The sequence below is a fragment of the Halorubrum sp. SP3 genome, from assembly GCF_005435195.1.
Taxonomy (GTDB): Archaea; Halobacteriota; Halobacteria; order Halobacteriales; family Haloferacaceae; genus Halorubrum; species Halorubrum sodomense.
On record NZ_SGTU01000003.1, the window covers coordinates 14,971 to 38,555 of the forward strand.

At 70.4% G+C, this 23,585-nt stretch carries 27 protein-coding genes; 14 read left to right on the plus strand and 13 right to left on the minus strand.

The features are described 5' to 3' along the window. Positions 1-25: 25 nt before the first annotated feature. From EXE42_RS02780 to EXE42_RS02790, 3 genes are read right to left on the minus strand one after another with little or no spacing between them, the layout of a single operon-like run. The gene (locus EXE42_RS02780) at positions 26-691 is read right to left on the minus strand and encodes a cytochrome c biogenesis protein CcdA (RefSeq protein WP_092920355.1); all 666 of its coding nucleotides are present in this window, start codon (positions 689-691) and stop codon (positions 26-28) included. Positions 692-727: 36 nt separating this feature from the next. Continuing rightward, positions 728-1,273, minus strand: coding sequence for a TlpA disulfide reductase family protein (locus EXE42_RS02785; RefSeq protein WP_137705850.1), 546 nt, complete (start codon positions 1,271-1,273; stop codon positions 728-730). Next, positions 1,270-1,980 carry an SCO family protein gene (locus tag EXE42_RS02790; protein WP_137693619.1) on the minus strand — a complete coding sequence of 237 codons (711 nt, stop codon included), beginning with the start codon at positions 1,978-1,980 and terminating at the stop codon, positions 1,270-1,272. The genes EXE42_RS02785 and EXE42_RS02790 overlap by 4 nt, the downstream gene beginning before the upstream one ends. 208 nt (positions 1,981-2,188) lie before the next feature. Here EXE42_RS02790 and EXE42_RS02795 point away from each other — a divergent pair, with 208 nt between their 5' ends. Together EXE42_RS02795 and radB are read left to right on the plus strand one after the other, a co-directional pair. Beyond that, the gene (locus EXE42_RS02795) at positions 2,189-2,395 is read left to right on the plus strand and encodes a cold-shock protein (RefSeq protein ID WP_004595330.1); all 207 of its coding nucleotides are present in this window, start codon (positions 2,189-2,191) and stop codon (positions 2,393-2,395) included. A 196-nt stretch (positions 2,396-2,591) separates the two neighbouring features. Next, the gene (gene radB / locus EXE42_RS02800; protein WP_137705851.1) at positions 2,592-3,299 is read left to right on the plus strand and encodes a DNA repair and recombination protein RadB; all 708 of its coding nucleotides are present in this window, start codon (positions 2,592-2,594) and stop codon (positions 3,297-3,299) included. Between the two features lie 145 nt (positions 3,300-3,444). Here radB and EXE42_RS02805 read toward each other — a convergent pair whose 3' ends face one another. Further along, the gene (locus EXE42_RS02805) at positions 3,445-4,584 is read right to left on the minus strand and encodes a CBS domain-containing protein (protein WP_092920359.1); all 1,140 of its coding nucleotides are present in this window, start codon (positions 4,582-4,584) and stop codon (positions 3,445-3,447) included. 368 nt (positions 4,585-4,952) lie between these two features. Between EXE42_RS02805 and EXE42_RS02810 the strand changes: the two genes are divergently transcribed. The 4 genes from EXE42_RS02810 (at position 4,953) to EXE42_RS02825 (ending at position 8,271) form a co-directional block, all read left to right on the plus strand. Next, a complete protein-coding gene (locus EXE42_RS02810) occupies positions 4,953-5,633 on the plus strand; it encodes an HAD family hydrolase (RefSeq protein ID WP_092920360.1) in 681 nt (226 codons plus the stop codon). A 69-nt stretch (positions 5,634-5,702) separates the two neighbouring features. Then, positions 5,703-6,431, plus strand: coding sequence for a hypothetical protein (locus EXE42_RS02815; protein ID WP_137705852.1), 729 nt, complete (start codon positions 5,703-5,705; stop codon positions 6,429-6,431). A gap of 58 nt (positions 6,432-6,489) precedes the next feature. Then, positions 6,490-7,284, plus strand: a complete 795-nt coding sequence (locus EXE42_RS02820) for an aldo/keto reductase (protein ID WP_137705853.1) — start codon at positions 6,490-6,492, stop codon at positions 7,282-7,284. Between the two features lie 93 nt (positions 7,285-7,377). Further along, positions 7,378-8,271, plus strand: a complete 894-nt coding sequence (locus tag EXE42_RS02825) for a bifunctional methylenetetrahydrofolate dehydrogenase/methenyltetrahydrofolate cyclohydrolase (RefSeq protein ID WP_092920363.1) — start codon at positions 7,378-7,380, stop codon at positions 8,269-8,271. Between the two features lie 24 nt (positions 8,272-8,295). Here EXE42_RS02825 and EXE42_RS02830 read toward each other — a convergent pair whose 3' ends face one another. Together EXE42_RS02830 and EXE42_RS02835 are read right to left on the minus strand one after the other, a co-directional pair. Further along, a complete protein-coding gene (locus EXE42_RS02830) occupies positions 8,296-8,853 on the minus strand; it encodes a diadenylate cyclase (RefSeq protein ID WP_092920364.1) in 558 nt (185 codons plus the stop codon). A 103-nt stretch (positions 8,854-8,956) separates the two neighbouring features. Further along, positions 8,957-10,390: a bifunctional UDP-sugar hydrolase/5'-nucleotidase gene (locus EXE42_RS02835; RefSeq protein WP_137705854.1), complete on the minus strand. Its 1,434-nt coding sequence runs from the start codon at positions 10,388-10,390 to the stop codon at positions 8,957-8,959. A 269-nt stretch (positions 10,391-10,659) separates the two neighbouring features. Between EXE42_RS02835 and rpl7ae the strand changes: the two genes are divergently transcribed. From rpl7ae to EXE42_RS02860, 5 genes are all read left to right on the plus strand, one after another. Further along, complete coding sequence (gene rpl7ae, locus EXE42_RS02840) at positions 10,660-11,022, plus strand: 50S ribosomal protein L7Ae (RefSeq protein ID WP_092920366.1); 363 nt, start codon at positions 10,660-10,662, stop codon at positions 11,020-11,022. Between the two features lie 6 nt (positions 11,023-11,028). Continuing rightward, complete coding sequence (locus EXE42_RS02845; protein WP_004595321.1) at positions 11,029-11,253, plus strand: 30S ribosomal protein S28e; 225 nt, start codon at positions 11,029-11,031, stop codon at positions 11,251-11,253. A gap of 3 nt (positions 11,254-11,256) precedes the next feature. Beyond that, on the plus strand, positions 11,257-11,451 hold the full coding sequence (locus EXE42_RS02850; protein ID WP_092920367.1) for a 50S ribosomal protein L24e: 195 nt from the start codon (positions 11,257-11,259) through the stop codon (positions 11,449-11,451). Beyond that, on the plus strand, positions 11,448-11,927 hold the full coding sequence (gene ndk, locus EXE42_RS02855) for a nucleoside-diphosphate kinase (RefSeq protein WP_092920368.1): 480 nt from the start codon (positions 11,448-11,450) through the stop codon (positions 11,925-11,927). The genes EXE42_RS02850 and ndk overlap by 4 nt, the downstream gene beginning before the upstream one ends. A 348-nt stretch (positions 11,928-12,275) precedes the next feature. Next, positions 12,276-12,503, plus strand: a complete 228-nt coding sequence (locus EXE42_RS02860; RefSeq protein WP_137705855.1) for a hypothetical protein — start codon at positions 12,276-12,278, stop codon at positions 12,501-12,503. 66 nt (positions 12,504-12,569) lie between these two features. Here the strand turns inward: EXE42_RS02860 and EXE42_RS02865 are convergent, their stop codons facing one another. The 3 genes from EXE42_RS02865 to EXE42_RS20600 form a co-directional block, all read right to left on the minus strand. After that, positions 12,570-13,832 (minus strand): PQQ-binding-like beta-propeller repeat protein, encoded by a 1,263-nt coding sequence (locus tag EXE42_RS02865; protein ID WP_137705856.1) that lies wholly within the window; start codon positions 13,830-13,832, stop codon positions 12,570-12,572. 124 nt (positions 13,833-13,956) lie between these two features. Then, positions 13,957-14,691 carry a carbonic anhydrase gene (locus EXE42_RS02870; protein WP_137705857.1) on the minus strand — a complete coding sequence of 245 codons (735 nt, stop codon included), beginning with the start codon at positions 14,689-14,691 and terminating at the stop codon, positions 13,957-13,959. A 94-nt stretch (positions 14,692-14,785) separates the two neighbouring features. Beyond that, positions 14,786-14,920, minus strand: coding sequence for a hypothetical protein (locus EXE42_RS20600; RefSeq protein WP_255510131.1), 135 nt, complete (start codon positions 14,918-14,920; stop codon positions 14,786-14,788). A 167-nt stretch (positions 14,921-15,087) separates the two neighbouring features. Here EXE42_RS20600 and phoU point away from each other — a divergent pair, with 167 nt between their 5' ends. Together phoU and EXE42_RS02880 are read left to right on the plus strand one after the other, a co-directional pair. Continuing rightward, positions 15,088-15,762, plus strand: a complete 675-nt coding sequence (gene phoU / locus EXE42_RS02875) for a phosphate signaling complex protein PhoU (RefSeq protein ID WP_092920372.1) — start codon at positions 15,088-15,090, stop codon at positions 15,760-15,762. Positions 15,763-15,895: 133 nt separating this feature from the next. Next, positions 15,896-16,240 (plus strand): hypothetical protein, encoded by a 345-nt coding sequence (locus EXE42_RS02880; protein ID WP_137705858.1) that lies wholly within the window; start codon positions 15,896-15,898, stop codon positions 16,238-16,240. Between the two features lie 39 nt (positions 16,241-16,279). Here the strand turns inward: EXE42_RS02880 and EXE42_RS02885 are convergent, their stop codons facing one another. The 3 genes from EXE42_RS02885 to EXE42_RS02895 all read right to left on the minus strand — a co-directional run bounded on the left by EXE42_RS02885 (position 16,280) and on the right by EXE42_RS02895 (position 21,769). Beyond that, complete coding sequence (locus EXE42_RS02885) at positions 16,280-17,686, minus strand: ATP-binding protein (protein ID WP_092920374.1); 1,407 nt, start codon at positions 17,684-17,686, stop codon at positions 16,280-16,282. 143 nt (positions 17,687-17,829) lie between these two features. Next, a complete protein-coding gene (locus tag EXE42_RS02890) occupies positions 17,830-20,298 on the minus strand; it encodes a DUF2309 domain-containing protein (RefSeq protein ID WP_092920375.1) in 2,469 nt (822 codons plus the stop codon). Then, positions 20,288-21,769 carry a proton-conducting transporter membrane subunit gene (locus tag EXE42_RS02895; protein ID WP_092920376.1) on the minus strand — a complete coding sequence of 494 codons (1,482 nt, stop codon included), beginning with the start codon at positions 21,767-21,769 and terminating at the stop codon, positions 20,288-20,290. Before EXE42_RS02895 ends, EXE42_RS02890 begins: the two co-directional genes overlap by 11 nt. A gap of 275 nt (positions 21,770-22,044) precedes the next feature. Here EXE42_RS02895 and EXE42_RS02900 point away from each other — a divergent pair, with 275 nt between their 5' ends. Further along, a complete protein-coding gene (locus EXE42_RS02900) occupies positions 22,045-23,061 on the plus strand; it encodes an amidohydrolase family protein (RefSeq protein ID WP_092920377.1) in 1,017 nt (338 codons plus the stop codon). A gap of 21 nt (positions 23,062-23,082) precedes the next feature. Here EXE42_RS02900 and EXE42_RS02905 read toward each other — a convergent pair whose 3' ends face one another. Then, the gene (locus tag EXE42_RS02905; RefSeq protein WP_092920378.1) at positions 23,083-23,562 is read right to left on the minus strand and encodes an Lrp/AsnC family transcriptional regulator; all 480 of its coding nucleotides are present in this window, start codon (positions 23,560-23,562) and stop codon (positions 23,083-23,085) included. Positions 23,563-23,585: the final 23 nt, after the last annotated feature.

Here is a 23,585-nt window from a genome sequence, read left to right on the forward strand (position 1 = left end):
AGGGATCGGACGGTGCCGCGGTCGGTCAGTACACGACCAGCGAGAGGTACAGCTGTCCGATTCCCGCGGCGATCATCACGGCGCCCGCGATCCGTTTCAGCAGGCCGGCGTGCGCCATCACCCGATTGGCGTTGCTGATGAGACCGACGCCGGTCGCGACGGTCGTCGCGGCCATCAGGACCGCGACGGTGCCCGCGTAGACGGCGACGACGAGAACAGCCGCCTCCGACGGGAGGGCGATCGCGCGGGCGACGACGCCCAGGAACACCGGCGCCACGCAACCGGCCCCGGCCAGCGCGTACCCCGCCCCGAAGACGCCGAAGCCGAACACGCCGGTGCGTCGCTGCGGCAGCGGTACGGACACCGACGGCGCGCGCCCGGCGACCACGAGCAGTCCGAAGGCGATCAACAGCCCGCCGACGAACGTCTCGAAGACGGTGATGTTCGACAGCGTCGAGTAACCGATCCGGACGGTGGCGCCGGCGAGCAGCGCGAACGTCGCCAGCACGCCGACCGCGGCCGCGACGCCGCGAACTCCGGCGCCGAGGACGGACGCGGAGTCGGCGTCGACGGAGTTCACGTAAAAACCGACGTACCCCGGCAGGAGGGGGTACGCGCACGGGGAGAAGAACGTCGCCACGCCCGCGGTCACGGCGAACGGGACGTTCGTCGCGAGCGAGACGTCCGTCATCGGCGGGCCCGTCCGTTCATCGATCGGCCCGCCTCGTCATCGGTCGATCGCTCGTCGGATTCCCTCGACGAACTCCTCGGCCGTGTGGGTCCCGGAGGTCGCCCAGCGGACGCGTCCCGAGGCGTCGATGGCGCGCGCGCTGGGGTACTTACCGACGTTGAGCCGCGCCGCGAGCGCGGCGGTCACGTCGGCGGCGACGAGCCAGTCGCCGCCGTGTTTCGTCCACCAGTCGACTATCGTCTCCTCGCTGACCGCGCCGCCGACGGGCTCCGTCGTCACCGAAACGAACAGCACCTCGTCGCCGATCCGATCGTGGGCCGCCGCCAGGGCCGGCATCTGCTCGGCACAGGGCGGACACCACGTCCCGAAGAAGTCGACGAACGTGGGCCGGTCGGGCGCCGGGATCGTCACCTCGCCGTCGCGGCTCCCGGGCGCGTCGACCGTGTCGAGCGTCACCGGTTCGATCGGCTCGGGCGCTTCCTCGCCGCCGAGCGCGTTCGGTACCCCGCCGGTCGCGACGGCGCCCGCGCCGCCGAGGACCCCGACGCTCGCGAGCCCGGCCAGCAGGTGCCGTCGCCTCACGCCGTCACCACCCGTCGGAAGTCGCCGACGATCCGTTCGACGTCGGTGGCCGGGCCGCGCGGGTACGCCCGTTCGACGATTCCCCGCTTGTTGACGAGGAGGATGAGCCCGTAGTGCGGGAACGTGTACTCCAGATTCTCGTATTGGTCGTTCTCGTCCGGGTACTTCTCGATCTTCAGCCCGAAGTTCTCCATCATCAGCTCCTTTCCCGCCTCGTAGCTCTCCGGCCGAAGGAAGTGCCAGTTCCCGGCGTCGAGGTCGACCCCGCGCCGGGCGGCGTACTCGCGGAGGACCTCGGCGGTGTCGCGCTCGGGGTCGAAGGTGAGCGGGAGGAACGCGGCCTCGTCGCCGAACCCCTGCTCGGCCGCGACCTCTTGGGCGCGCCGGAGCCGGAGGATGAGCGCCGGGCAGACGCCGTCGGGACAGCTCGTGTAAAAGGAGGTCCACAGGAACGCGCGCTCGCCCTCGAACTGCGCCGTGGATATCTCCTCTCCCGAAATCGGGTCGGGAACGCTGAACTCGGGCATCTCGTCGCCGTGGATCGGGTGGACCGGATCGCCGCGGGTCTGCTCCGGGGGCCTCAGGACCGTCCCGTCGTCGCCGAGGAGGCCAGTGTCTCCGATAACGCCGGCACAGCCGGCGGTAGCGGTCGCGCCGGCGGCGGCGCCGGTCGCGGCGAGCGAGCGGAGGAAGTGGCGGCGGTCCATGTTGTCGTCGAAACTACGTGGTCGCTCGTAAATGAACCCCGCGCCTGGTGGCGCGCAGTGAACACGACCGGGAGAGTTCGAACATCGACCGTAGCGGCCAGAGACGAGGCGGTATTCGGGGTTTCTCGGATAGACGAACGTCCGGAACCTCCGTGGTACCGTGACCCTCGCAAGGGTTATCCCCGAACGGGCTGTACGTATATTCGCAATGGCAAACGGTAAGGTTGATTTCTTCAACGACACTGGCGGCTACGGTTTCATCTCGACTGACGACGGCGACCTCGACGACGACGAAGACGTGTTCTTCCACATGGAAGACGTCGGCGGCCCGGACCTCGAGGAGGGTCAGGAAGTGGAATTCGACATCGAATCGTCCCCCAAGGGACCGCGCGCGACGAACCTCGTCCGCAACTAACCCCCACGTAGCGGACGACGCGTCCGCACGCACTACCGGATTTCGGCCGTCGCTCGACGCGATCGACGCCTATCTCCGCTTCTTTCACACTTATCTCGCCTCGACGAGCGACGGCCCCATCCGACGAGCGGCGATTCTCCCCCGACGAGCGACGCGATCGACCCTTTAAATACGAACGCGAGCGAAGCTCTCGCTAGTGAGCGATCCGATCCCGACCGGCTGTCGCCCGGTCGACGAGCTGTTGGGCGGCGGCTTCGAGCGCGGCGTCGTCACGCAGGTGTACGGCCCGCCGGCCGCGGGGAAGACGAACCTCGCGCTCGCCGCGGCGGTCGAGGTCGCGGCCGGCGGCGACCGCGTCCTCTACATCGACACCGAGGGGCTCTCGATCGACCGGTTCGAGCAGATCGCCGAAGGGAAGGTCGGTCGGAACGACGACGGTGAGACGGTCGAGGAGATCGCCTCGCGGCTGGTGATATCGGAGGCGTACGACTTCGACGACCAGCGCGAGGCGGTCCGCGACGCGGAGGAACTGGCCGAGGAAGTCGAACTGATCGTGTTGGACTCCGCGACGGGCTTCTACCGACTGGAGCGCGCCGGCGACACTGAGGGCGGCGAGTCGCTCCGCAAGGTCGCCAAACAGGTGACTCACCTCCTCTCTCTGGCCCGCCGTCACGACCTCGCCGTCGTGATCACGAACCAGGTGTTCACCGACCCCGACGGCGACCGCGACCGCGCGCTCGGTGGCAACACGCTGAACCACTGGACCGGCGCGATCGTCCGCGTCGACCGGTTCCGCGGCGGGAACCGTCGGGCGACTCTGGAAAAACACCGCTCGAAGCCCGGGGGCGACACCGCGACCTTCCGCATCGTCGCCGACGGACTCGCGGAGGGGACCGACGCCTGAGCGTCGCGGGGGACGTGTCGAAGCGGAGGGCGGAGAAGCGGAGACCGGAGAAGCGGAGACCGGGACCGAAACGCTCGCAGCGAGCGACCGCGGCCCGGCGACGGCCCGGCGACGCGGGCCGCCGCCAGGCCGAGCGTCTATCGGCTCACAGCTGGCCGAGCTTCCGGAGGAGCTGACCGCGGTACTCCTCGTCGGCGTTGACGCCCTTGATCTCTAAGACGTTCCGCTCCAGCTTGTCGAGCGCGACGTGGAAGGCGTGTTCGGCGCCGTACCCCTCGCCGGAGCCGCCGACCTGCCCCTCGTTGGTGCGGAGGCGGATCTGACACTGGATCAGGGGCGTACCGCGGAGCTTCTCCTTGTGGGCGTGGAGCCGGACGTGCGCGTGGATGACGTGCATGTCCGCGTACTTGTCCGCGACCTGCTCGATGGACTGGACGATGTGCTCGCGAGAGGTCGTGTCCAGCAGGTCGACGTTCGTGATCTGGACGTCCATCGAGTCCTCTTCGGTGAAGGTAAGCGCGCGCAACACGTCGGTCTTCGTCACGATTCCGGCGACGGTGTCGGCGTCCCCGGGCGTGACGACCAGCCCGGAGACCTCGTTGTCGAACATCCGCTGAACGACGGTCTGAGCGGTCTCGTCGTCGGTCGCGGTGACGACCGGGCTCGACATGATGTCGTAGACGGGGATGTCGAGCATCCGGTCGATGTCGCCCGCGCGGTCGCCGCTGCCCTGGCGCTCCTGGTCGCGGACGACGAACTCCACGATGTCGTTGGTGGTGACGACGCCGACGAGGTCGCCGTCGTCGTCGAGCACGGGGAGCCGAGAGACGCCGTTCTCGCGGAGGCGGTTGATCGCTCGGCCGACGCTCTCCGTCTCGCCGATGCCGATCACGTCCTCGGTCGCGATCTGTTCGACGGTGATCGCGTCCAGGCTGTCGAGGACCGCCTCGAGGATCTGATCGACCGTGACGATGCCGTATAGCTTCTCGCCCTCGTAGACGGGCGCGATCTTCACGTCGCCCTCGACGAGGAGCCGCGCGGTCTCGCGCACGTCCTCGTGGCGGTCGACCGAGGGCGCGGGCTTCATCACCGCCGACACCTTCGTGTCGTCCTCCATGCGCGAGCGCATGAGCTGTTTCTCACCGACGACGCCCGCGTACTCGCCGTCCTCGACGACGACGATCCCCTTGGGATTCTCTCGCTCGAAGATAGAACGGACCTTCGCGAGCCGCTCATCGACGTCGACCTCGACGTATTCCGGTACCGCGATATCAGAGATGTTCATGGTCCGATTTACGCGTTCGACGGGCCGGGTATTGAAAGTGCGGGAGTCGTCGCGCGCGCCGACAGCCGCCGTCCGACGAGCGGAATCCGCCTGAAGGTATTTCCGCGCGGCGACCGAAGTTCAGGCGCGAAGCCATCGACCGCGCTGATCGCCGTCGGCGTCGCGCTGATCGTGACTCCCCTCCCGGGTCCGACCCCGTTTATCGGCCCGCTCGCCGGTGCGCTCTCGCTGTTCGCCGGGCTCTTCCTCCGGCTGTTCGGCGTCTGAGAGCCGTCGGCTCGGCGCGTGAGGCGACGCCCCGCGGCCCGTGGGGCGCGGCCGTCCCGGCGTGTGAAACCTTTTTGCCCGTTACCGCCCCACGGAAAGGCGTGTACGACGCCGTCGTCCTCGACAATGACGGGGTGTTGATCGGGCGGACGCCGTTCGACACGCTCCGCGAGGCCGCCTGGGACGCGTTCGTGAGCCTCGGCGTCGAGGACCCGGACCTGGCCCACGTGGACGACGTCGCGATCGGCGTCGACCCCGCGACCTTGACCGACATCTGCGAGCGCTACGGGGTGGACCCGACGGAGTTCTGGCGGGTCAGGGACGAGACCGCCGCCGCGGCACAGATCGACGCCGCCCGGAAGGGGCGGAAGACGCCGTACGACGACGTCGACGCGCTGCGCGCGCTGGACGCCCCGCTCGGCGTCGTCTCCTCGAACCAGCAGGCGACCGTCGACGCCCTGCTGGACCACTTCGGGCTGGCGGGCCGCTTCGAGGTGGCGTACGGCCGCGAGCCCTCGGTCGCCAGCCTCTCGCGGAAGAAGCCCTCGCCGTACTACATCGAGCGCGCCCTCGAAGACCTCGGCGCCGAGACGGCGCTGTTCGTCGGCGACAACGAGTCGGACGTGCGCGCGGCCGACAACGCCGGCATCGACTCCGCGTTCGTCCGCCGGCCCCATCGCCGGTCGACGGATCTCACCTGTCAGCCGACCTATGAGATCGACGACCTCCACGACCTCGTGAGCCTCTGCGGGCGGGCCCCCGAGGCGGACGACTCGGCCTGAGGGCGCCCGCCGCCGCGGCCGACCGCGTCGACCGAAATTCTGAACTGCGGTCCCGCCGAGTCGGCGGCCATGCCCGAGCCCTCCGCTCCCGTCGAGTCGCGTCGCCGCGTCGACCGAGACGCGCTCGACGCCGCGGTCACGGGGTACCGACGCACCGAACGGGTCGCGAGCTGGACGCTCGCGCTGCTCGCCGCGGGCGCATTCCTCGCTGCGGTCGCCGCGTTCTCGCTCTGGCACGGCGCGGCGGTCGCCCTCGTCCTCGCCGTCGCGCTGCGCGCGCCGGTCCTGCGTCGGGGCGGGACGACGAGGCTCCGGACCGACGGGCCCCCGGAGGAGGTGACCGAGGCGTTCGCGTCGGCGACGCCGCCGGTCCTCGCCCTCCAGTGGGGGGTCGCCGACGAGGTCCGCCCGGCGTCCGACGGCGCGGGCGGCGTCTACGAACACGAGTGGCTCCTCGGGCTCCGGAGCCACTCGCTGACGGTCGACACGGAGGCGGAGCCGTCGGACGGCGCGAGCGCGGCCGACGGCGACCCGGCGGCGCGCGTCCTGATAGAGGGGACGCTCGACGGCCGGCCGTGGGGCGCGTACGCGGCCGCGGTCCGAGAGGCCGCCGACGGGACGGCGGGCCGGACGGTCGTCGACGTCGAACTGCGCCCCCGGCGGCGGTTCGGCCTCCGCAGCCTGCCGCAGACGCTGGTCGCCGAGCGGTACTACGCCGACGCGCTCGCCGCGCAGGGGTACGAGACCGTCTCCCGCGACGTCTCGTTCGCGGTCTCGTCGACCGCGCCCCGCTCGTAGCCGCTCGCCCGGCGCGGGAAGTCGGGCGCTTTTTGCCCCGGTCGGTCCACGCCGGACCATGGACCTTCCGCCCGTCGGTCTCGGCACGATGGGGATCGACGACCCCGACGCGGTCGCGACCGCGCTCGCCGCCGGCTACCGCCACCTCGACACCGCTCGGATCTACGAGAACGAGGCGGTCGTCGGCGAGGGGCTCGCCGCGGGGCTGGACCGGGCCGCCGGCGCCGCGGACCGCGACCTCGACCGCGAGGACGTGACCGTCGCGACGAAGCTGTGGATCGACGACCTCGCGGCCGACACGGTCGCGCCCGCCGCCCGCGAGAGCGCGGACCGCCTCGGGGTCGACGCGCTCGACCTGCTGTACGTCCACCGCCCGCGCGGCGACTACGACCCCGAGGCGACGCTGCCCGCCCTCGATCGACTGGTCGACGAGGGGTCCGTTCGGAACCTCGGCGTCTCGAACTTCGAGATCGCGGACCTGGACCGCGCGATCGAGGTCATCGGCCGGCCGCCCGCGGCCCACCAGACCGAACTCCACCCGCTGTTCTTCCGGCCGGACCTGCTCGATCACGCCCGCGAACACGGCTATCCGGTCGTCGCCTACTCGCCGCTCGCCGGCGGGCGGGTGCGGGAGGTGGAGCCGGTCGTCGAGGCCGCCGAGGCGCACGGGACGGCGCCCGAGGCGGTCGCGATCGCGTGGGCCGCCGCCAAGGAGCCGGTGGTGACGATCCCGAAGGCGTCGACCGAGGACCACCTCCGGGCGAACCTCGCGGCGGCCGACCTCGAACTGACCGACGCGGAGGTCGCCGCGATCGACGCCGTCGATCGCGAGGAGGAGCTGTTCCCCGCGTAGTTGATCCGTATTTTTGGATCGATTTAGGTCTGTTCGAGGTTCGATAACCACGATCCCGTATGATTTTTATTCCGCCGCCGTCGACGTCCTCCCGTGACAGAGATCATCGACGGGGAGGCCGTCGCGGCTGACGTGCGCGACGCGGTCGCCGACGAGGTCGCGCGGCTCTCCGACGCCGGCGTCGAACCGGGGCTGGCCACGGTGCTGATGAGCGACGACCCCGCCAGCGAGACGTACGTCTCGATGAAACAGCGCGACTGCGAGGAGGTCGGCATCGAGAGCTTCCACGTCGAGATCGATGCCGACGCGCCCGCGAGCGAACTGTACGAGACCATCGACGACCTCAACGGCCGCGACGACGTCCACGGGGTTCTGGTCCAGCTCCCGCTCCCGGACCACGTGGACAAGCGGACCGTCCTCCGGCGGGTCGACCCCGAGAAGGACGTGGACGGCTTCCACCCGGAGAACGTCGGTCGGCTCGTCGCGGGCGACGCCCGGTTCAAGCCGTGTACCCCCCACGGCGTCCAGAAGCTGCTCGACGCCTACGACGTGGCGACGGAGGGCGCGGACGCGGTCGTCGTCGGACGCTCCGACATCGTCGGGAAGCCGATGGCGAACCTGCTGATCCAGAAGGCCCCGACCGGGAACGCGACCACGACGGTCTGTCACTCCCGGACGGAGGACCTGGAGGCGAAGCTGGCCGGCGCGGACCTCGTCGTCGCCGCCGCCGGCATCCCGGAGTTCGTCGACGGCTCGATGCTCAAGGAGGGCGCGACCGTGATCGACGTGGGGATCAATCGCGTCGACGCGGACACGGAGAAGGGGTACGAGCTCGTGGGCGACGTGGACTACGAGTCGGCGAGCGAAGTGGCGGGGGCGATCACGCCCGTCCCCGGCGGGGTGGGGCCGATGACGCGCGCGATGCTCCTGTATAACACGGTGAAGGCGGCCGGGATCCAGCACGGCGTCGACGTGCGTCTGGAGTAGCGCGGCGTCGACCGCCGCCGTCCCCTACCCCTCGGGACGCCAGCGGCCGCCGATGTCGTCGCGGGGGTAGTCCTGGTACGTGCCGTCGAGGAACGTGGTGACGCGGCCGTCCTCCTCGCTGAGCGTGATCGCCCAGAGGACGTCGTCGCGCAGCGACGTCTCCAGCGCGCTCATGTGTTTCGTGCCCATCCAATCGGGGAACTCCAGGGCGGCGACGCCCGGCACCTCCTCCTCGAAGGGGCTCCGAACGCGGACCATCTGTCGCTGGATGGTGCCGTCGCCGGTCACGACGACGGCCCCGTCCCGACTGAACGCCACGTCGCGGGCGACCTTCGTGAACACGTCGGGCGACTCGGTAACGACCTGACACCGGTCGACCGGCCACCGGTTGTCGCCCAGCGGGTCGGTGTACTCGTCGAAGTTGACCTCCGCCACGATCAGCACGTAGAGACTGGGACCGCTCACGTACTGCTCGTCCCACTGGTCGAAGCCGAGGCTGAGCGCCTCGGCGGTGTACCTGATCTGGTCCATCAGGTCCTGGCTCGTCGCGTACTTCTTCAGGACTCGGTCGAGCGACTCCATACCGTGTGTGACACAACGGCACGGATACTGTTAAAACTCCGTCACGACGCGGCAGACGGCGGACGAGCCGCCCGCGACGGGAGCGCGGTCCGCTCCGCCGGCTTCAGTCGTCGTCGGCCGCGGCGGCGCGGTTCCGGATCTCGATCCGGCCCTCGATCTCGGGGTCGATTCCGTGTTCACGGGCGTAGTCGGCCAACACCTCGTACTGGATGCCGGCCTCGTCGATCCGGTGGCGCTGTGCGAGCGTCGGGTACTCGTGTTCGGAGTGGAGCAGGTACTCCGAGACGGCGACCGTGTAGCGCGCGTCCGGGTCGATGGGTTCGCCGCCGACGGTGGCTTCGAGGATTAGTTCGGCCTCGTCGTCCCAGACGACCCGGGCGTTCGAGACGTGACCGTGCCACCAGTCCTCCTCGCCGAAGTCCACGTCGGGGGCGGCCATCTCGCGGAACACGTCGTGGAGCTCCGCGCCGGTGACCGACGCGAGCGCGACCGGCTCCTCGAACGGGATCAGACTGATCAGGTCGGCCTTCGTCACGTCGCCGTCCCACGGATCGCCCTGCCGGAGCCCGCCGGCGTTCGACAGGCCCACGTCGGCGTCGTGGACCCAGCGGAACGCGTCCGCGACGAAGTTGCCGACGCGGCACTCCCCGCCGTGGACCACGTCCCCGGAGCGATCGATCGGCTCCTCGACCGCGTCGACGACCTCGCCGAGGTCGGCCGCGGCCATCCGCGCCGCGAGCGCGTCCGCCAGCCCGGGAGCGGGCTCGGCCCCGTCCGGCTCGTGTAGCGTCGCGGTCGGCGGGTCGGCGTCGAGGTCGACCTCGGCCACCGTCTCCCCGTTGACGCCGGGCCGGACGAGCAGGGTGTCCGCCACGGTCTCGTTCCGACGGCTGTGGACGTGGCCGCCGAGTATCGCGTCCGCGTCGAGCTCGCGGGCGAGGTCGTCGTCGCCCGCCCCGAGGTGCGAGAGGACGACGACCCGGTCGAGTCCCCCGCCCGTCGCGCCGTCGACCGACGCGTCTTTCCCTCGCTCGGCGGCCGCAGCGCGCATCTCCGCGAGCGCGTCGCGCGCCGCGCCGACGGGGTCGTCGAAGGAGAGGTCGGCGGCCATCGGGTTCAGCGAGTCCGTCGCGGGGTCGGTGACGCCGACGAACCCGATCCGAGCGCCGTCGACCTCGCGGATCGCCCACGGAACGACGCCCTCGTCGCGGCCGAACGGATCGCCGTCCTCGTCCCGGACGTTCGCGGAGACGAACGTCGCCGGTGAGTCGGCGACGAGGTCGCGCAGCGCGTCGGGACCGTAGTCGAACTCGTGGTTGCCGAACGTGTTGAGTTCGGTGTCGGTCGCGTCGTAGAAGTCGAGGACCTGCCTGCCGGTCGCGACCAGCGAGAGGACGCCCGGCGCGGTCGTGTCGCCGGTGGCGACGACCACGGCGTCGGGGCCCGAGAGCGCTCGGATCCGGCCGGCGAGCCGGGCCGCCCGCTCGGGGGCGTCGAAAACGTTCTCGATATCGGAGTAGTGAACGAGACGGACCATCGGACGTGCGTCCGGAGGGGCGAGCGACGCTTAAAAAACGCGGAGTTCGCCCGCCTCGGTGGCCGCGGCTCGCCGGCGTCGCTTTCTCGTGTTCTCTCGGGGTTCCGACCCGTGACCCGCGCTCGCACACGCACGAGACATTGAAAGCGCTTTTATGGATGTCCTGACTACGACGGGGCACAGCCTCTGTGGGGTTGATGATGTGCCGTTCCGTTAGGGACCGACCACGGGACGGACACGCGAGCCCGCACGGAGGACAGGAGAAACATATGCCCGTTTACGTAGACTACGACACCCCAGCGGACCTCGCGGAGCGATCCCTCGAAGCGCTCGAGGTCGCCCGAGACACCGGCACAGTGAAGAAAGGAACCAACGAGACCACCAAGGCCGTCGAGCGCGGCAACGCGGACCTCGTCATCGTCGCCGAGGACGTCTCCCCCGAGGAGATCGTGATGCATCTCCCCGAGCTCGCCGAGGAGAAGGGGATCCCCGTCGTCTTCGTCGACACGCAGGACGAGGTCGGCCAGGCCGCCGGCCTCGAGGTCGGCTCGGCCGCCGCCGCCGTCGTCGATGCCGGCGACGCCGACGACGATGTTGAGGACATCGGCGAGAAGGTCGCGGAGCTCCGATAACCACCCATGAGCGCAGAAGAGGGTACCGGCGACTCGACGACCGCGGAGGTCATCGAGGTCGTCGGCAAAACCGGGATGCACGGCGAGGCCATGCAGGTCAAGTGCCGCATCCAGGAGGGATCGAACCAGGGACGGATCATCACCCGGAACGTCCTGGGTCCCGTCCGTCTGGGCGACGTGCTCCAGCTGCGGGAGACCCAGCGCGACGCCGACTCCATCGGAGGCCGATAACCAATGGTCGAGACACGCACCTGCGATTACACCGGCGAGGAGATCGAGCCCGGCACGGGCACGATGTACGTGAAGACGGACGGACAGATCCTCCACTTCGTCGACTCGAAGGCGGAGAAGAACTACTTCCTCGGCCGCGAGGCTCGCGACCTCGAGTGGACCGAGGAGGGTCGTAGAGCCGGAGGCGACGACCGGTGAGCCACCACGACGAGCGCACCTTCGTGATGGTGAAGCCCGACGGCGTCCAGCGCGGACTCATCGGCGAGATCGTCTCTCGCTTCGAGGACCGCGGGCTCAAGCTCGTCGGCGGGAAGTTCATCCGGATCGACGAGGCGCTCGCCCACGAGCACTACGGCGAACACGAGGACAAGCCGTTCTTCGACGGCCTCGTCGAGTTCATCACCTCCGGCCCCGTCTTCGCGATGGTGTGGGAGGGCGCGGACGCGACCCGACAGGTCCGCGCGATGGTCGGGGAGACCGATCCCGCCGAGTCCGCTCCGGGCACGATCCGCGGCGACTTCGGCTTAGACCTCGGCCACAACGTGATCCACGCGTCGGACCACGAGGACGAGGGCGCCAACGAGCGCGAGATCGGCCTGTTCTTCGACGAGGCGGAGCTCGTCGACTACGACCTCGACACCTCGGCGTGGGTGTACGAGGACGAGGACCACTGACGCGGTCACGCTCCGATTTTTGAACCTTTTGCGGACCGACCCGTCCCGCCGAGCCCCCGCTCCCTCGACACACCGCATTTCCGGTGAACCTCGTAGGAAAACGGTCCGCAGTCACGCGGTTTTCGAAAGAAAATCGGTTATAAATCGACGGCTCCGCTGAGACCATTGAGCGCTGATCGTTCGTCGGGGCCGCGTCGAATGCCGAGCGCAAATCGGCCGGGACACGGCCGGACGCGATCGGGTACGTCGGTAAGTACAGGTTCTGTCCCTCCGAATCTATCGCAGTGAGCGGTGTGCGAACAGAAAGCGACAAGAAAATATTTGTTCGAAGCGCGCCGAACGGCTTCCGTGGTCGACTTCCTCCTGGTCGGGACGGGGCTCGTACTCGTACTGATGGGCGGATTGGCCGTGGTGAATCACCCTCTCGTGGACGCGTTCAATCGCGTCGTGAAGTCGCGGGGAACGAAACAGACCGCGGCCGACATCGAGATGAGTGTCGTGTCGGTTACGATCGGCAGGATCGCGGGCGCGTTTATCGCGCTGTTCGGAGTCGGAGTTATTCTCGACGGGTTGTGACTCAGGACTTCGCCCGCGTGAACGCGCACCGTCTGAGCCACCCCGACCGACAGCGCGCCCGACGGCTCAGGTGTCGACCGCGATCGCGGTCCCGTCGGCCGCGACCACGATCACCTCGTCGCCGGCGTCGTCGGTGACGTCGGCGAACAGCGGGCCGCCGTACGCGACGACGTCGTCGGGACCGCCCCGTGCGACAACGCGACCCTTCCGGGTCATCGCGAGGACTTCGCCGGCGCGGTTGACCACCACCGGGGCGATTTCGCCGTCGCCGTCGACGTCACCGACGCGCGGTTCGTTGATACGGGTCCCGGCGTCGTACTGCTGTTTCCAGACGACTTCGCCGTCGAGGAGGCTGACGGCCCACACGCTTCCCGACCCCCCGACGTACACCCGTCCGGGGTCCGCGTCGCCGACGGCGATCGGGAGGTCCTGGAGGCCGACCTCGTAGCGAGTCGACCCGTCGCTCGTCTCGATGGTCTCGAGGTTCCCGTTCGACCCGCCGAGCGCCAGCACGGGACCGTTGCCGCTGTCCGCGGCGCTCCAACTCAGCGGGTTCACGCTCGGCGTCGTCGTCCAGCGCGTCTCGCCGCTCCCGTCGAGCATGTGGATCGTCGCCGGGTCACCGACGGTCGTCAACACCGCGAGTCCGCCCCGTTCACCGGCTTCGAGGTCCGGTTCGACGAGGAGCGGTCGTCGGGTAACGTCGCCCGGCACCGCGGCCTCCGCCACCGGGTCGCCCCCGCCGTCGACGACGCGAACGCTCCCGTCCGTCGCGACCGCGGCGACCTCTCGGGTCCCGTCGCCGGTGAGGTCACCGACCGCCGGTCGGAGTCCTCCCGGACCGCCGAGTTCGACCGCGAACCGCTCCGACCCGTCGCTCGCGTCGAGGACGACGAGCTCTCCCGGCGCCGTCGTGAGCGCGATCACCGGGTCGCCGCCGAGGGTCCCCGTGACGAGCCCGCTGACGCCGAGGGGACCGCCGCCGCTCTCGCCCGAGTCGCCGCCGCTCCCGCTCGCGTCGCCGCCGCCGCGCTCGGCGTCCGGTCCGGAAATCGGGGTCGTCCAGGCCGTCTCGTCGGTCCCCACGACCGTCGCGCGGACGGCGCGAGACCCGTTTTCGACCGCGGGCCGGACGATCAGGGGATCGCCGTCGACCGTCGCGACCACCGCCCCGCTGCCGTCGTCGCCGGCCGCGGGCTCGGACTCCCAGACGACCGTGGTCTCCGCGGTCGCGTCGTCGATGCCCACGAACGCGAACAGCGACACGCCGACGCCGGTCGCGCCCCCGGCCAGCAAGATAAGCGTCGCGAACAGGACGCGTCGGTCCATTTGAACCCACTTCGGGCGTCGCGGTGAAACGGTTGTCGGATGTGCCCCCCGGCCGTCGGGACCCGGAGCACGCACCGGGCGACCGAAACGCGTGTCCCGAGGCGCGCGAGGGAACCGCGTCCCGCTACAACAGCGTGGCCACGTGGTGGCCGCGCGCGTCGCCGACGAGGTCACGCAGCGCCGCGGGGTCCCGCTCCCCGTCGGCATTCACGAGGTAGGCGGCGCCGTCGCGGTCGCCGTACGCGCCGTGGAGGTCGTAGACGAACCCGTACACGGTCGCGTCGGCCGTCTCCTCGCTCTCGCGGGCGAACGCGACCTGCTCGTGGACGTTGTACTCGACGAGGCGGTCGCGGATCCGGGCGTCGTCGTCGCGGTCGGAGGCGCCGTCGCTCTGCGTATCGGAGCCGCCGCCTCCCCTTCCGGTGACGGCCGGATCGTCCAGTCCGGCCTCGACGATCGGCACCAGCGCTTCGACGTCGGCGCGGACTCCCGGTTCGGCCGGGAACTCCCCGGTGCGAGCCGCCGTGAGCGCGGCGCCGATCGCGCCGCATCCGGTGTGACCCACCACGACGAGGACCTCGGTGTGCGTGTGACGGAGGGGGTACGCCACGCTCCCGTCGAGGACCCGCTCGCCGTCGACGAGTGCGCTCACGCCGTTGCCGATGGCGCCGGACGTGAAGAGGAACCCCGGCTCGTCGACGGCGAACATCCCCTCCTGAGAGACGCGCGAGTCCGAACAGCAGACGGAGACCACCCCGGGACGCTGGCCGTCGCGGTGCCGGTCGAAGGCGCCTGACGGGAGCGCAGCGACGTGGTCGTCGTTGCGGTCGAGGAGGTCGCCGAGTATCCGCTGGTCCATACCGTCCTGATCCGTCGAAGAGGCAAAAACGCCGCGGGCACGGGAACGCTCCGATGCGGGAGCGTCGGCCGTTGCCGCCGGAACGGAGGCCGGATCAGGCGACGAGGCCGACAACCGAGACCAGGGCCCCGACGACGAACACCGCGAGGAGCGCGATCGTCGCTATCACCACCGCGGGCGCGAGCGCCTCCTCGTTCTCGTCGAGGACGAGGCCTTCCATGTTCTGCATGTCCGAGTTCTCGTCGCGGCGGGGTTTGAACGCTTCGCTCGACCGCGGGACCGTCGGGTCCTCGTCCGGTCGCCCCCGTCGACCGGGCTCTCCCGCGTGGATTCCTCGGTGAATCACCCCCCGGCGACGTGTTTTTGTGCGTCCGGCGTGGCGGATACGCCAACACGATGCCACGCGAACAGTATCAGACGAAACTGGAAGGGCTCCGCGCCGACGTCCTCTACATGAGCGAACTGGTCGCGGAGCGCCTCCGCATGGGACTCGACGCCCTCGAACAGCAGGACGAGGAGCTGGGCGAGGAAGTGATCGCCGGCGACGCCGAGATCAACGACCTGTACCTCGAACTGGAGGGCCAGTGTACCGACCTCATCGCGCTTCAACAGCCGGTCGCGGGCGACCTGCGGTTCATCGCGGCGTCGTTCAAGATCATCACCGACCTCGAACGGATCGCGGACCTCGCGACGAACCTCGGGGAGTACGCCAAGCAGGCCGACCGGGAGGTGTTCCCGGACGTCGACGCTCAGCGCATCGGAGACGACACGCTGGCGATGCTCGAGGAGGCGATGGACGCGTACGCGGAGTCGGACCCCGAGCGCTGTTACGCCGTCGCCGAGGCGGACGACGACATCGACGCCGCCTGCGAGGCCGCCAGCGAGCTCGTCGTCCGCGACCTCATCGAGCGCGACGAGCTCCGCGAGGAGGAGGACGTGGAGGCGACGATGCGGAACGTCTCGCGGCTCCTCCTCACGATCCGCGACCTCGAACGCGTCGGCGACCACGCGGTGAACATCGCCGCCCGGTCGCTGTACATGATCGAGAACGACGACGAACTGCTGTACTGAGCGGCGGTCGCTCCGGTTCGGTCCGAACGATTCACGCCGGCGACCCGTCCGGAGCGCGCCGGCAGCCCCGAACCTGTCACCGAGCGAGACGCTGTCCCCGTCTTATATCCGTCCGACCGGAGACGGTGAGGACATGGTTCTCGGAGCTATCGTCTCGTTCGTCGTCGCGCTGCTGGTCGGTGGGTTGGGCATCTACATTAGCGGCCGCCTCGTCGCGGGCGTCGACGACTACTCGCACGCGGTGGTCACGGCGCTGCTCGGCGCCGTCGCGTGGGCGATCGGGTCGCTGATCCCCGTCGTCGGATCGGTGGTCGCGCTGGTCGCGTGGGTGTGGGTGATCAAGTGGCGGTACCCCGGAAGCTGGAAGGACGCGACGATCATGGGGCTGGTCGCGTGGGCGGCCGCGCTGGTCGTCATCGTGGTGTTGGACGGCGTCCTCGGCCTCGGAATCAGCGCGTTCGGCGTCCCCGGCGTCTGAACGGGTCGCACTCCGCTCTTCTCCCTTCCGTCCGCGTTGTCAGGTGAGGATCTCGAAGCGAGCGCCGCCCTCCGTCCCCTCGGTGAGGCGCACGTCCCAGCCGTGCGCGTCGACGATCCGCTCGACGATCGCGAGTCCGAACCCGCTCCCGTCCCGGCGGGTCGTGTGTCCCTTCTCGAAGACGCGGTCTCGCTCCGCGGGCGGGACCCCGGGCCCGTCGTCTTCGACGAACACGCCCGCCTCGTCGGGGAGCACGCCGGCGGTGAGCGTGACGCCGCTCCCGCCGTGCTCGACGGCGTTGCGGACGACGTTCTCGAACGCCTGCGTGAGCCGCGCGGAGTCGCACGACAGCGGGACGCTCCCCGTGACCCGTAGGTCGCTCTCGGACGCCCGGACGTTCTCGTAGCTCTTCTCGACGATCTCCTCGTACGGAACGTCCCGCCGCTCGCCGAGCGTCCGGCCCTCCTTCGCGAGCGTCAGCACCTCCTCGATGAGGTCGTCCATCCGCGCGACCGCGTCGATCGCCGTCTCGAGGTGCTCGTCCCCGTCGCTCCCCCGCGCGAGCTGGAGGTTCCCGGCCGCGATGTTCAGCGGATTCCGGAGGTCGTGAGACACGGTGGCGGTGAACTCCTCCAGCCGGTCGACCGTCTCGGTCAGCTCCCGCTCGTACAGCTTCCGGTCGGTCACGTCCCGCGTCAGCCCGACGAGCGAGGTGACGTTCCCGGCGTCGTCGGTGATCGGCTTACACCGCGACTCGACCCAGAGCCGCACCGCATCGGACTTCTCGACCCGGTACTCGACCACCTGCGGCGTCCCCTTCGAGGCCGACTCCATCGCCAGCCGGACGCGGTCCGCGTCGTCCCCGTGGACGCGGTCGAGGAACGTCGTCGGATCGGCCCGGAGTTCCGACACCGGCTGGCCGAAGATCGCCTCGTGGCCGTCGTTGATGAACCGCAGCTCGTCCCACGTCGGCGAGAACACCCACCACACTTGGTCGGTCACGGAGGCGATCTGGCGGAGCCGCTCGTTCGTCCGGTCGCGCTCGCGCTGCGCCCGCCGGTGCTCGACGTAGGTGATTATCTTCCGGGCGAGCAGCGGCGCCTGGTTCTCGATGGCGTCCTGGATCACGTAGTCCGTGACGCCGGCCTCGATGCTCTCGCTCGCGACGGCCTCGGTCCCGGTGTTCGTGAAGAGCAGAAAGGGGAGGTCCGGGCGGTCCTCGCGGACCCGCTTCAGGAACTCGACGCCGGTCACCTCCGGCATGTGGTGATCGCAGAGCACGCAGTCGATCGGCTCCGCCGCCAGCAGCCGCTCGCCCTCGGCCGCGGAGTCCGCGGTCTCGATCCGGAGCCGGTCGCTCTCGGCGCGCAGCTGCGCGGAGACCAGCTCCCGGAGCCGGTCGTCGTCGTTGACGTACAGCAGATCGACGGGAGGGTCGCTTCTCATGCCCCCGCTACCGGAAGCGACCCGAAAGTCGTTGTCCCGCGACAATCACTTCTGATACCTCGCTGTCGCCCCCCGACCCGCCGGAACGCTGCGGTCCCGGACCCGGCACCGGACGGAACGGTGCGGTTCCGGACCCTCCCGACTCAGTCGTCGGCGACGGCGGGCGCCGTCCGCGGCTCGGCGCTCGCGTCTGTCGCCTCGGGCGCCGGCGCCCACTCCAGGTCGCCCTCGTAGTGGAACGCGCGGTGGTCCCGCGTCGGGTCGATCACCGTCAGCGAGAGCCAGTCGTTGTCCAGCAGCCCGGTCACCGTCTCGGCGTCGCGCAGGGCCTCGGTGACGCGGTCCACCGGCGCGTGGATCACCGCCGAGAGCCTGAGCGGCTGGTGGTACGGGGCGTCGGCGTCGGCCATCACCGACTGGAGCGGAAGCCCGGTCATCAGGTCGCCGCCGTTGCCCTGGTAGACGCCGACGTTGCCGACCGGGTTGTGAGTCACCTTCGACCCGCTTCCGTACGCCGCGTTGTCGACCGTCGAGAAGTAGTACTGGGCGTTGATCCACTGGGTGACGACGGTCGGCCCCGCGAGGATCGCTTCGAGCGCGTCGCCGTCCGGGTCGGTCGTCCAGTCGTACGAGTGGAGGAACGCGCGCCCGTCGAGGTCGAGCCCGCTCGTCAGCTCCCGGGGCCCGACGACGAACCCGGCGTTGCCGGCCAGTCCCCACTCGGGGCGCGCCTCGGCCCAGTCGGCGGCGCGGCGCTCCGCCTCGCGAACGGCCGGCGTCCCCTCGTCCGACCCGGTGCGCTCGGCGGCGGCGCCCTCGCGGGCGGCGTCGAGGTCCGCGCGCAGCCGGTCGAGGTCCGCGGCGTGCGAGTCCGGGACATCGCCGTCGTACAGTTCGATCTCGTCGGTCGTCGTGTTGTGTTCGGCGGCGAGGAAGACGGTGTCGTCGGGCACGTCGATCCCGCGCTCGCGCAGCCCCGCCCGCACGTCGGGGTCGTTACAGATCGCGGCGAGGGCGCGGGCGTTCGGGCCGCCGGGGTTGCCGGCGCAGGCGCCGCAGTCGAGGCTGGAGTCGTAGGGGTTGTTCGCCGTCTCCGCCGCGTGACCGGTGAAGACGACGAGCCGCGCGAACTCTTCGAACCCCATCAGCTCGAACGCGGTCGCGGCGTACTCGACCCGCTCGTCGCGGGTCAGGCCCGTCGGGAGCCCCTCGCCGGAGTCGTCGTGCTCGTGGACGCCGGGCTCGCAGAACTCGTGGTCGCCCGGCACCGCGTCGTCCGCGCCGCCGAGCAGGTCGCGGACGCGACCGGGCACGAGCGTGCGGGCCGCGAGCGCGAGCCCGTACCCGCTCCCGGCGCTCTCGACGAAACTGAACGCGGTGGCCGGGTTCGACTTCAGCGTCTCGATCACCTCGCCCGCGGCCTCGCGGAGGCCCGCCCGGCGGTCGCGACTCGCCCGCGCGTCGTCGTCGACCGGGACCTCCGAGACGCGGTGTTGCGCGTCGACGATGGGCGGACAGGCGTCGACCGAGACCTCGGAGTCGTATCCCCGGTACTCCATCGGAACGCCGAAGAAGCCGGCGTATCCGTGCGTCTCGTAGTCGCCGGTCGCCTCGACGTGGCGGCGGATGACCTCCGAGCGCGTGTCGATACAGAAGACCAACTGGGCGGCCGGCCGACCCGAGGCGTCGCCGTCGTCGAGCGCCTCGCTCTCCGCGGCGACCCGGCCGACGAGCTCACCGCGGTACGTGGCCTCCCACGCGCTCAGGAACGCCTCGGCGATTCCGTCGCTCCCCTCGGTCGGCGCCTCACACGCTCCGGTCGCCGCGTCGCCCGACTCGGTCGGCGGCGCGACGTCGACGTCGAAGGCGTCGGCCAGCGCGAGCCGCACCGCGAGGTACCCTTCCGGCGTGATCGGGTACGCGGACTGCCACGCGCCGCCGTCGTCGGCACGGCGTTTGAGCAGGCCGGTCCATCCGGGCAGCGCCGCGAACTGCGCTTCGAAGACGGAGTTCCACCGCCCCTCGGGGTGCGACTCCAGCGCGGACTCGATCGCTTCGATCGGTGAGTCCGGCAGATCGGTGACGAGGCCCCCGTCGGGAACCTCGTCGTCGTACGCGGCCACCGACCGGAAGGCGTCGTAGAACCCGTCCTCGCGGTTCGGCATCGACCACTGAGCCCGCCCCTCGTCGAGGAACACCGACAGCCACTTCGTCAGCACGCGGTCGACGCGCTCGGCGTCGGCGGGGCCCGCCTCGTCGGCGGCGTTCCGGGAGTCCGCCGCCTCCGCGGCGCTTGACGGTTCCGGCTCGGCGGCGGTCTCCGCCCGCGCCAGCAGGCTCTCCGGGTCGGCTTCGTAGCCCCGCTCGGTCAGTTCCGAGTCGAGGCGGTCGCGGTCGATCCGCCCCTCGTCGAGGGCCGCCCGGAACGTCTCCGGACTCGGATAGCCGCGGCCCCCGAGGCGGTCGGACGCCCGCTCGACGGCCTCGGGGAACGGGAGGTCCTCGAAGCCGGAGAGGGGGTTCGCGGTCACGAACGAGTGGATCGGCCACACCGATCCGACGGCGGTCGCGGCCTCGTCGACGCGGTCCTCGATAGCGCGTTCAGTGCTCATCGTACTCCTCCGTGGCGGTCAAGACGGTGTCCGGGGCGGGTTGGCCCGCGTTCAACAGCGCGACGTAGAGGCGTTCGCTCCGCTCGTACACCCCGGTCTCGATCGCGACGTACGCCGCGAGGAAGGCGACGGCGACGACCGCGTGAAGCGCGGTCAGTTCGGTCGGTGCGGAGACCACCGGGACCCCCGAGAGGACGCTCGAAACGGCCTCGTAGACGAGCGCGTAGCCCGCGATGGCCGGGAGGAAGACCAGCGGGACCGCGCCGTAGCGCGCCGTCGCCGGCAGGCCGGTGCGTCTGACCGCGCTCCGGGCCGCGTGGAGCGTCGTGAGCGCGACGAGCGACGCGAGCAGCAGTCCGCCGTCGACGCTCGTTCCCTTCCCGGTCAGGAGCGCGAACGTCGCGCCGCCGGCCAGCGCGGTCAGCAGGACGACGACCGCGCCCGCGAAGCCCGTCCCGGGGAGGTCCTCTCCGGTCGGACCGGTGTGTTCGACTTCCTCGCCCGCGCTGAGGAAGTGGTACGCCTTATAAAAGCCGTGGACGATCAGGTGCGTGATCGCGGCGCCGAAGAAGCCGAGGCCGGCCTGGAGTATCATGAACCCCATCTGTCCGACGGTCGAGCAGCCCAGTTCGGTCTTGACGTCCGGCTGGACCGTTTTGAGTAGCTTCCCGGCCAGGGCGCTCGCCGCGCCCACGACCGCGATACCGAGCATGAGCGCGGTCTCGGCGGTCACGACGGGCGCGAAGCGAGTCAGCAGGACTCCGCCCGCGTTGACGAACCCCGCGTGCATCAGCGCCGACGCCGGCGTGGGGGCGGTCATCGAGGAGAGCAGCCAGCCGTGGAACGGGACGAGCGCCGACTGGATCATCGCCGCGAGGACGAGCGCGACGCCCGCGACGAGCCACGCGGGCCCGCCGAGGCCGTCGGCGCTCGCGGCGATACCCGATATGGTCGTCTCGCCGGTCGCCCACCACAGCGCCGTCAGCGCCACGCCGAGGAGCGCGCTGCTGGCGAGGAAGTGCCGGCGGGCGACGCCCGCGGCGGCCCGGGCCTGCGGCCAGCCGTCGACGGTGCCGACGAGCCGGGCCATCAGGAGCCCCATCGCCAGCCAGAAGCACCAGAACAGCGCGAGGTGGTCGGCCGCGACGAGCGCCATCACGGCGAGCGTGAACCCGAAGACCCCGAGGAAGAACTCAGTCTCGTGGGCGCTCCCGGCCATGTAGCGGCGCGAATAGCTGTGGACGATCCCGCTGAAGAACGTCACGACGACCCACAGCAGGACGGTCAGTCCGTCGACGGCGACGGCGCCGGGGACCTCCCACGCCCCGTCGAGTCGGAGTCGGGCGACGAGCGCGACGACGCTCGCGGCGAACAGCGCCCACGCGAGCCGCGTTAGTACGACGGGAGCGGACGACGCGTTCGCCGCCTCCCGGAGCGCTCCGACCGTCGGTTTCGAGGTGCGTCCTGACATCGGTCGATCCGTTGTGCGACCGGTTCCGGAATCCGAAACGAGTTCAGATCCGATTTCGGTCGCTCTCTACACCACCTGAGAACACTCCGGGTATTAAACTTGTCTTTATTCACAAATCGTTCGTAAATTGCGAATTATAGAACATTATGTTTCTGCGGGGCCGAGGAGTGGCGGGCGACCCGCCGGCCCTCGCTCTCCTCGCAGCGGCGAGACTCGCGCGTCGTTCGCCGTCGCCACTCAGGAACTCATATCGTCCCCGAGTTCGCAGGGACGGTATGGAGACGCTCTCGGGAACCGTCCTCGCCGGCGAGTCGTTCGACCCGATTCGGGGACGCGTCGTCGTCGAGGACGGACGGATCGAGGCGGTCGAGGAGGCGGACACCGACTCGACGGACATCGTGCTGCCGGCGTTCGTCAACGCGCACACCCACCTCGGCGACTCGGTCGCGAAGGAGGCGGCCGTCGGCCTGTCGCTCGAGGAGGCGGTGGTGCCGCCGGACAGCCTGAAACACCGCCGGCTGGCGGCCGCCGACCGCGAGGAACTGGTGTCGGCGATGCGCCGGACCCTCCGGTTCATGCGGCGGACCGGCACCGTCTCCGCCCTGGACTTCCGCGAATCGGGGCGTGCCGGGGCGCGGGCGCTCCGCGAGGCGGCCGCGGAGACGGGGGTCGACCCGTTCATCTTCGGGAGCGGCGACCCGTCCGTCCTCGACGTCGCCGACGGCTACGGCGCGTCCGGCGCGAACGACGGCGACTTCGCCGCGGAGCGCGCCGCCTGCGAGGAGCGCGACCGGCCGTTCGCGATCCACGCGGGCGAACCGGACGCGACCGACATCCACCCGGCGCTCGACCTCGACCCGGACCTCCTCGTTCACATGGTCCACGCCGGGCGGGAGCACTTGGAACGGGTCGCGGACCGGTCGGTCCCGGTCGCGGTCTGTCCGCGCGCGAACGCGGTCCTCGACGTGGGGGAACCGCCGGTTCGCGAACTGCTCGACCACGCGACGGTCGCGCTCGGGACGGACAACGCCATGCTGAATCAGCCGTCGATGTTCCGGGAGATGGCGTACACGGCGAAGCGGTTCGACGTGACCGACCGGGAGGCGTTGCGGATGGCCACCGCCGCAGGGGCGGAGATCGCCGGCCTCGACTGCGGCGTCGTCGAGCCCGGTCGGCGGGCGGCGCTCGTCGTCCTCGACGGCGACTCGGACAACCTGTCCGGGTCGGACGATCCGGTCAGTGCGGTCGTCCGGCGGGCGACCGGGCTGGACGTTGAGCGGGTCGTGGCCTGACCGACGCCGACGGAGGAGGCCTCACTCCTCGTCGTGACGCTCCGCGTCGAACCTACCGAACGGGGTCGTCTCGTGGGTCCGCACGAGCACCTCGTCGGCGACGGTGACGCCCATGTCGAGGAGGGCCTGCGCCACGGGCGTGATGTCGCTGTCCGACTCGCCGACGACGGTCACGAGGAGGTTCTGCTCGCCGGTCACCAGCTCCTGGACCGACACGACGCCGTCGATGTCGAGGATGTCGGGGATGAGTTCGCCGCGCTCCGGTATCGACGCGGTGCAGTAGAGCAGCATCCGGAGCGGGTACCCCGACCGCTGGTAGTCGACGCTGGCGCTGTACCCCTTGATCACGCCGTCGGACTCGAGGCGCCGGATGCGCTTGCGGACGGTGCTGTCCGAGGTGCCGGTCCGCTCCGCGATGTCCCCGGACGACGTGTTTCGGGCGTCCGCCTGTAGCGCGTACAGGATCGCCCTGTCGACGTCGTCTATCGCGCCGTTGTCCATGCGTTCGTCGTAGGCGCGTCTCG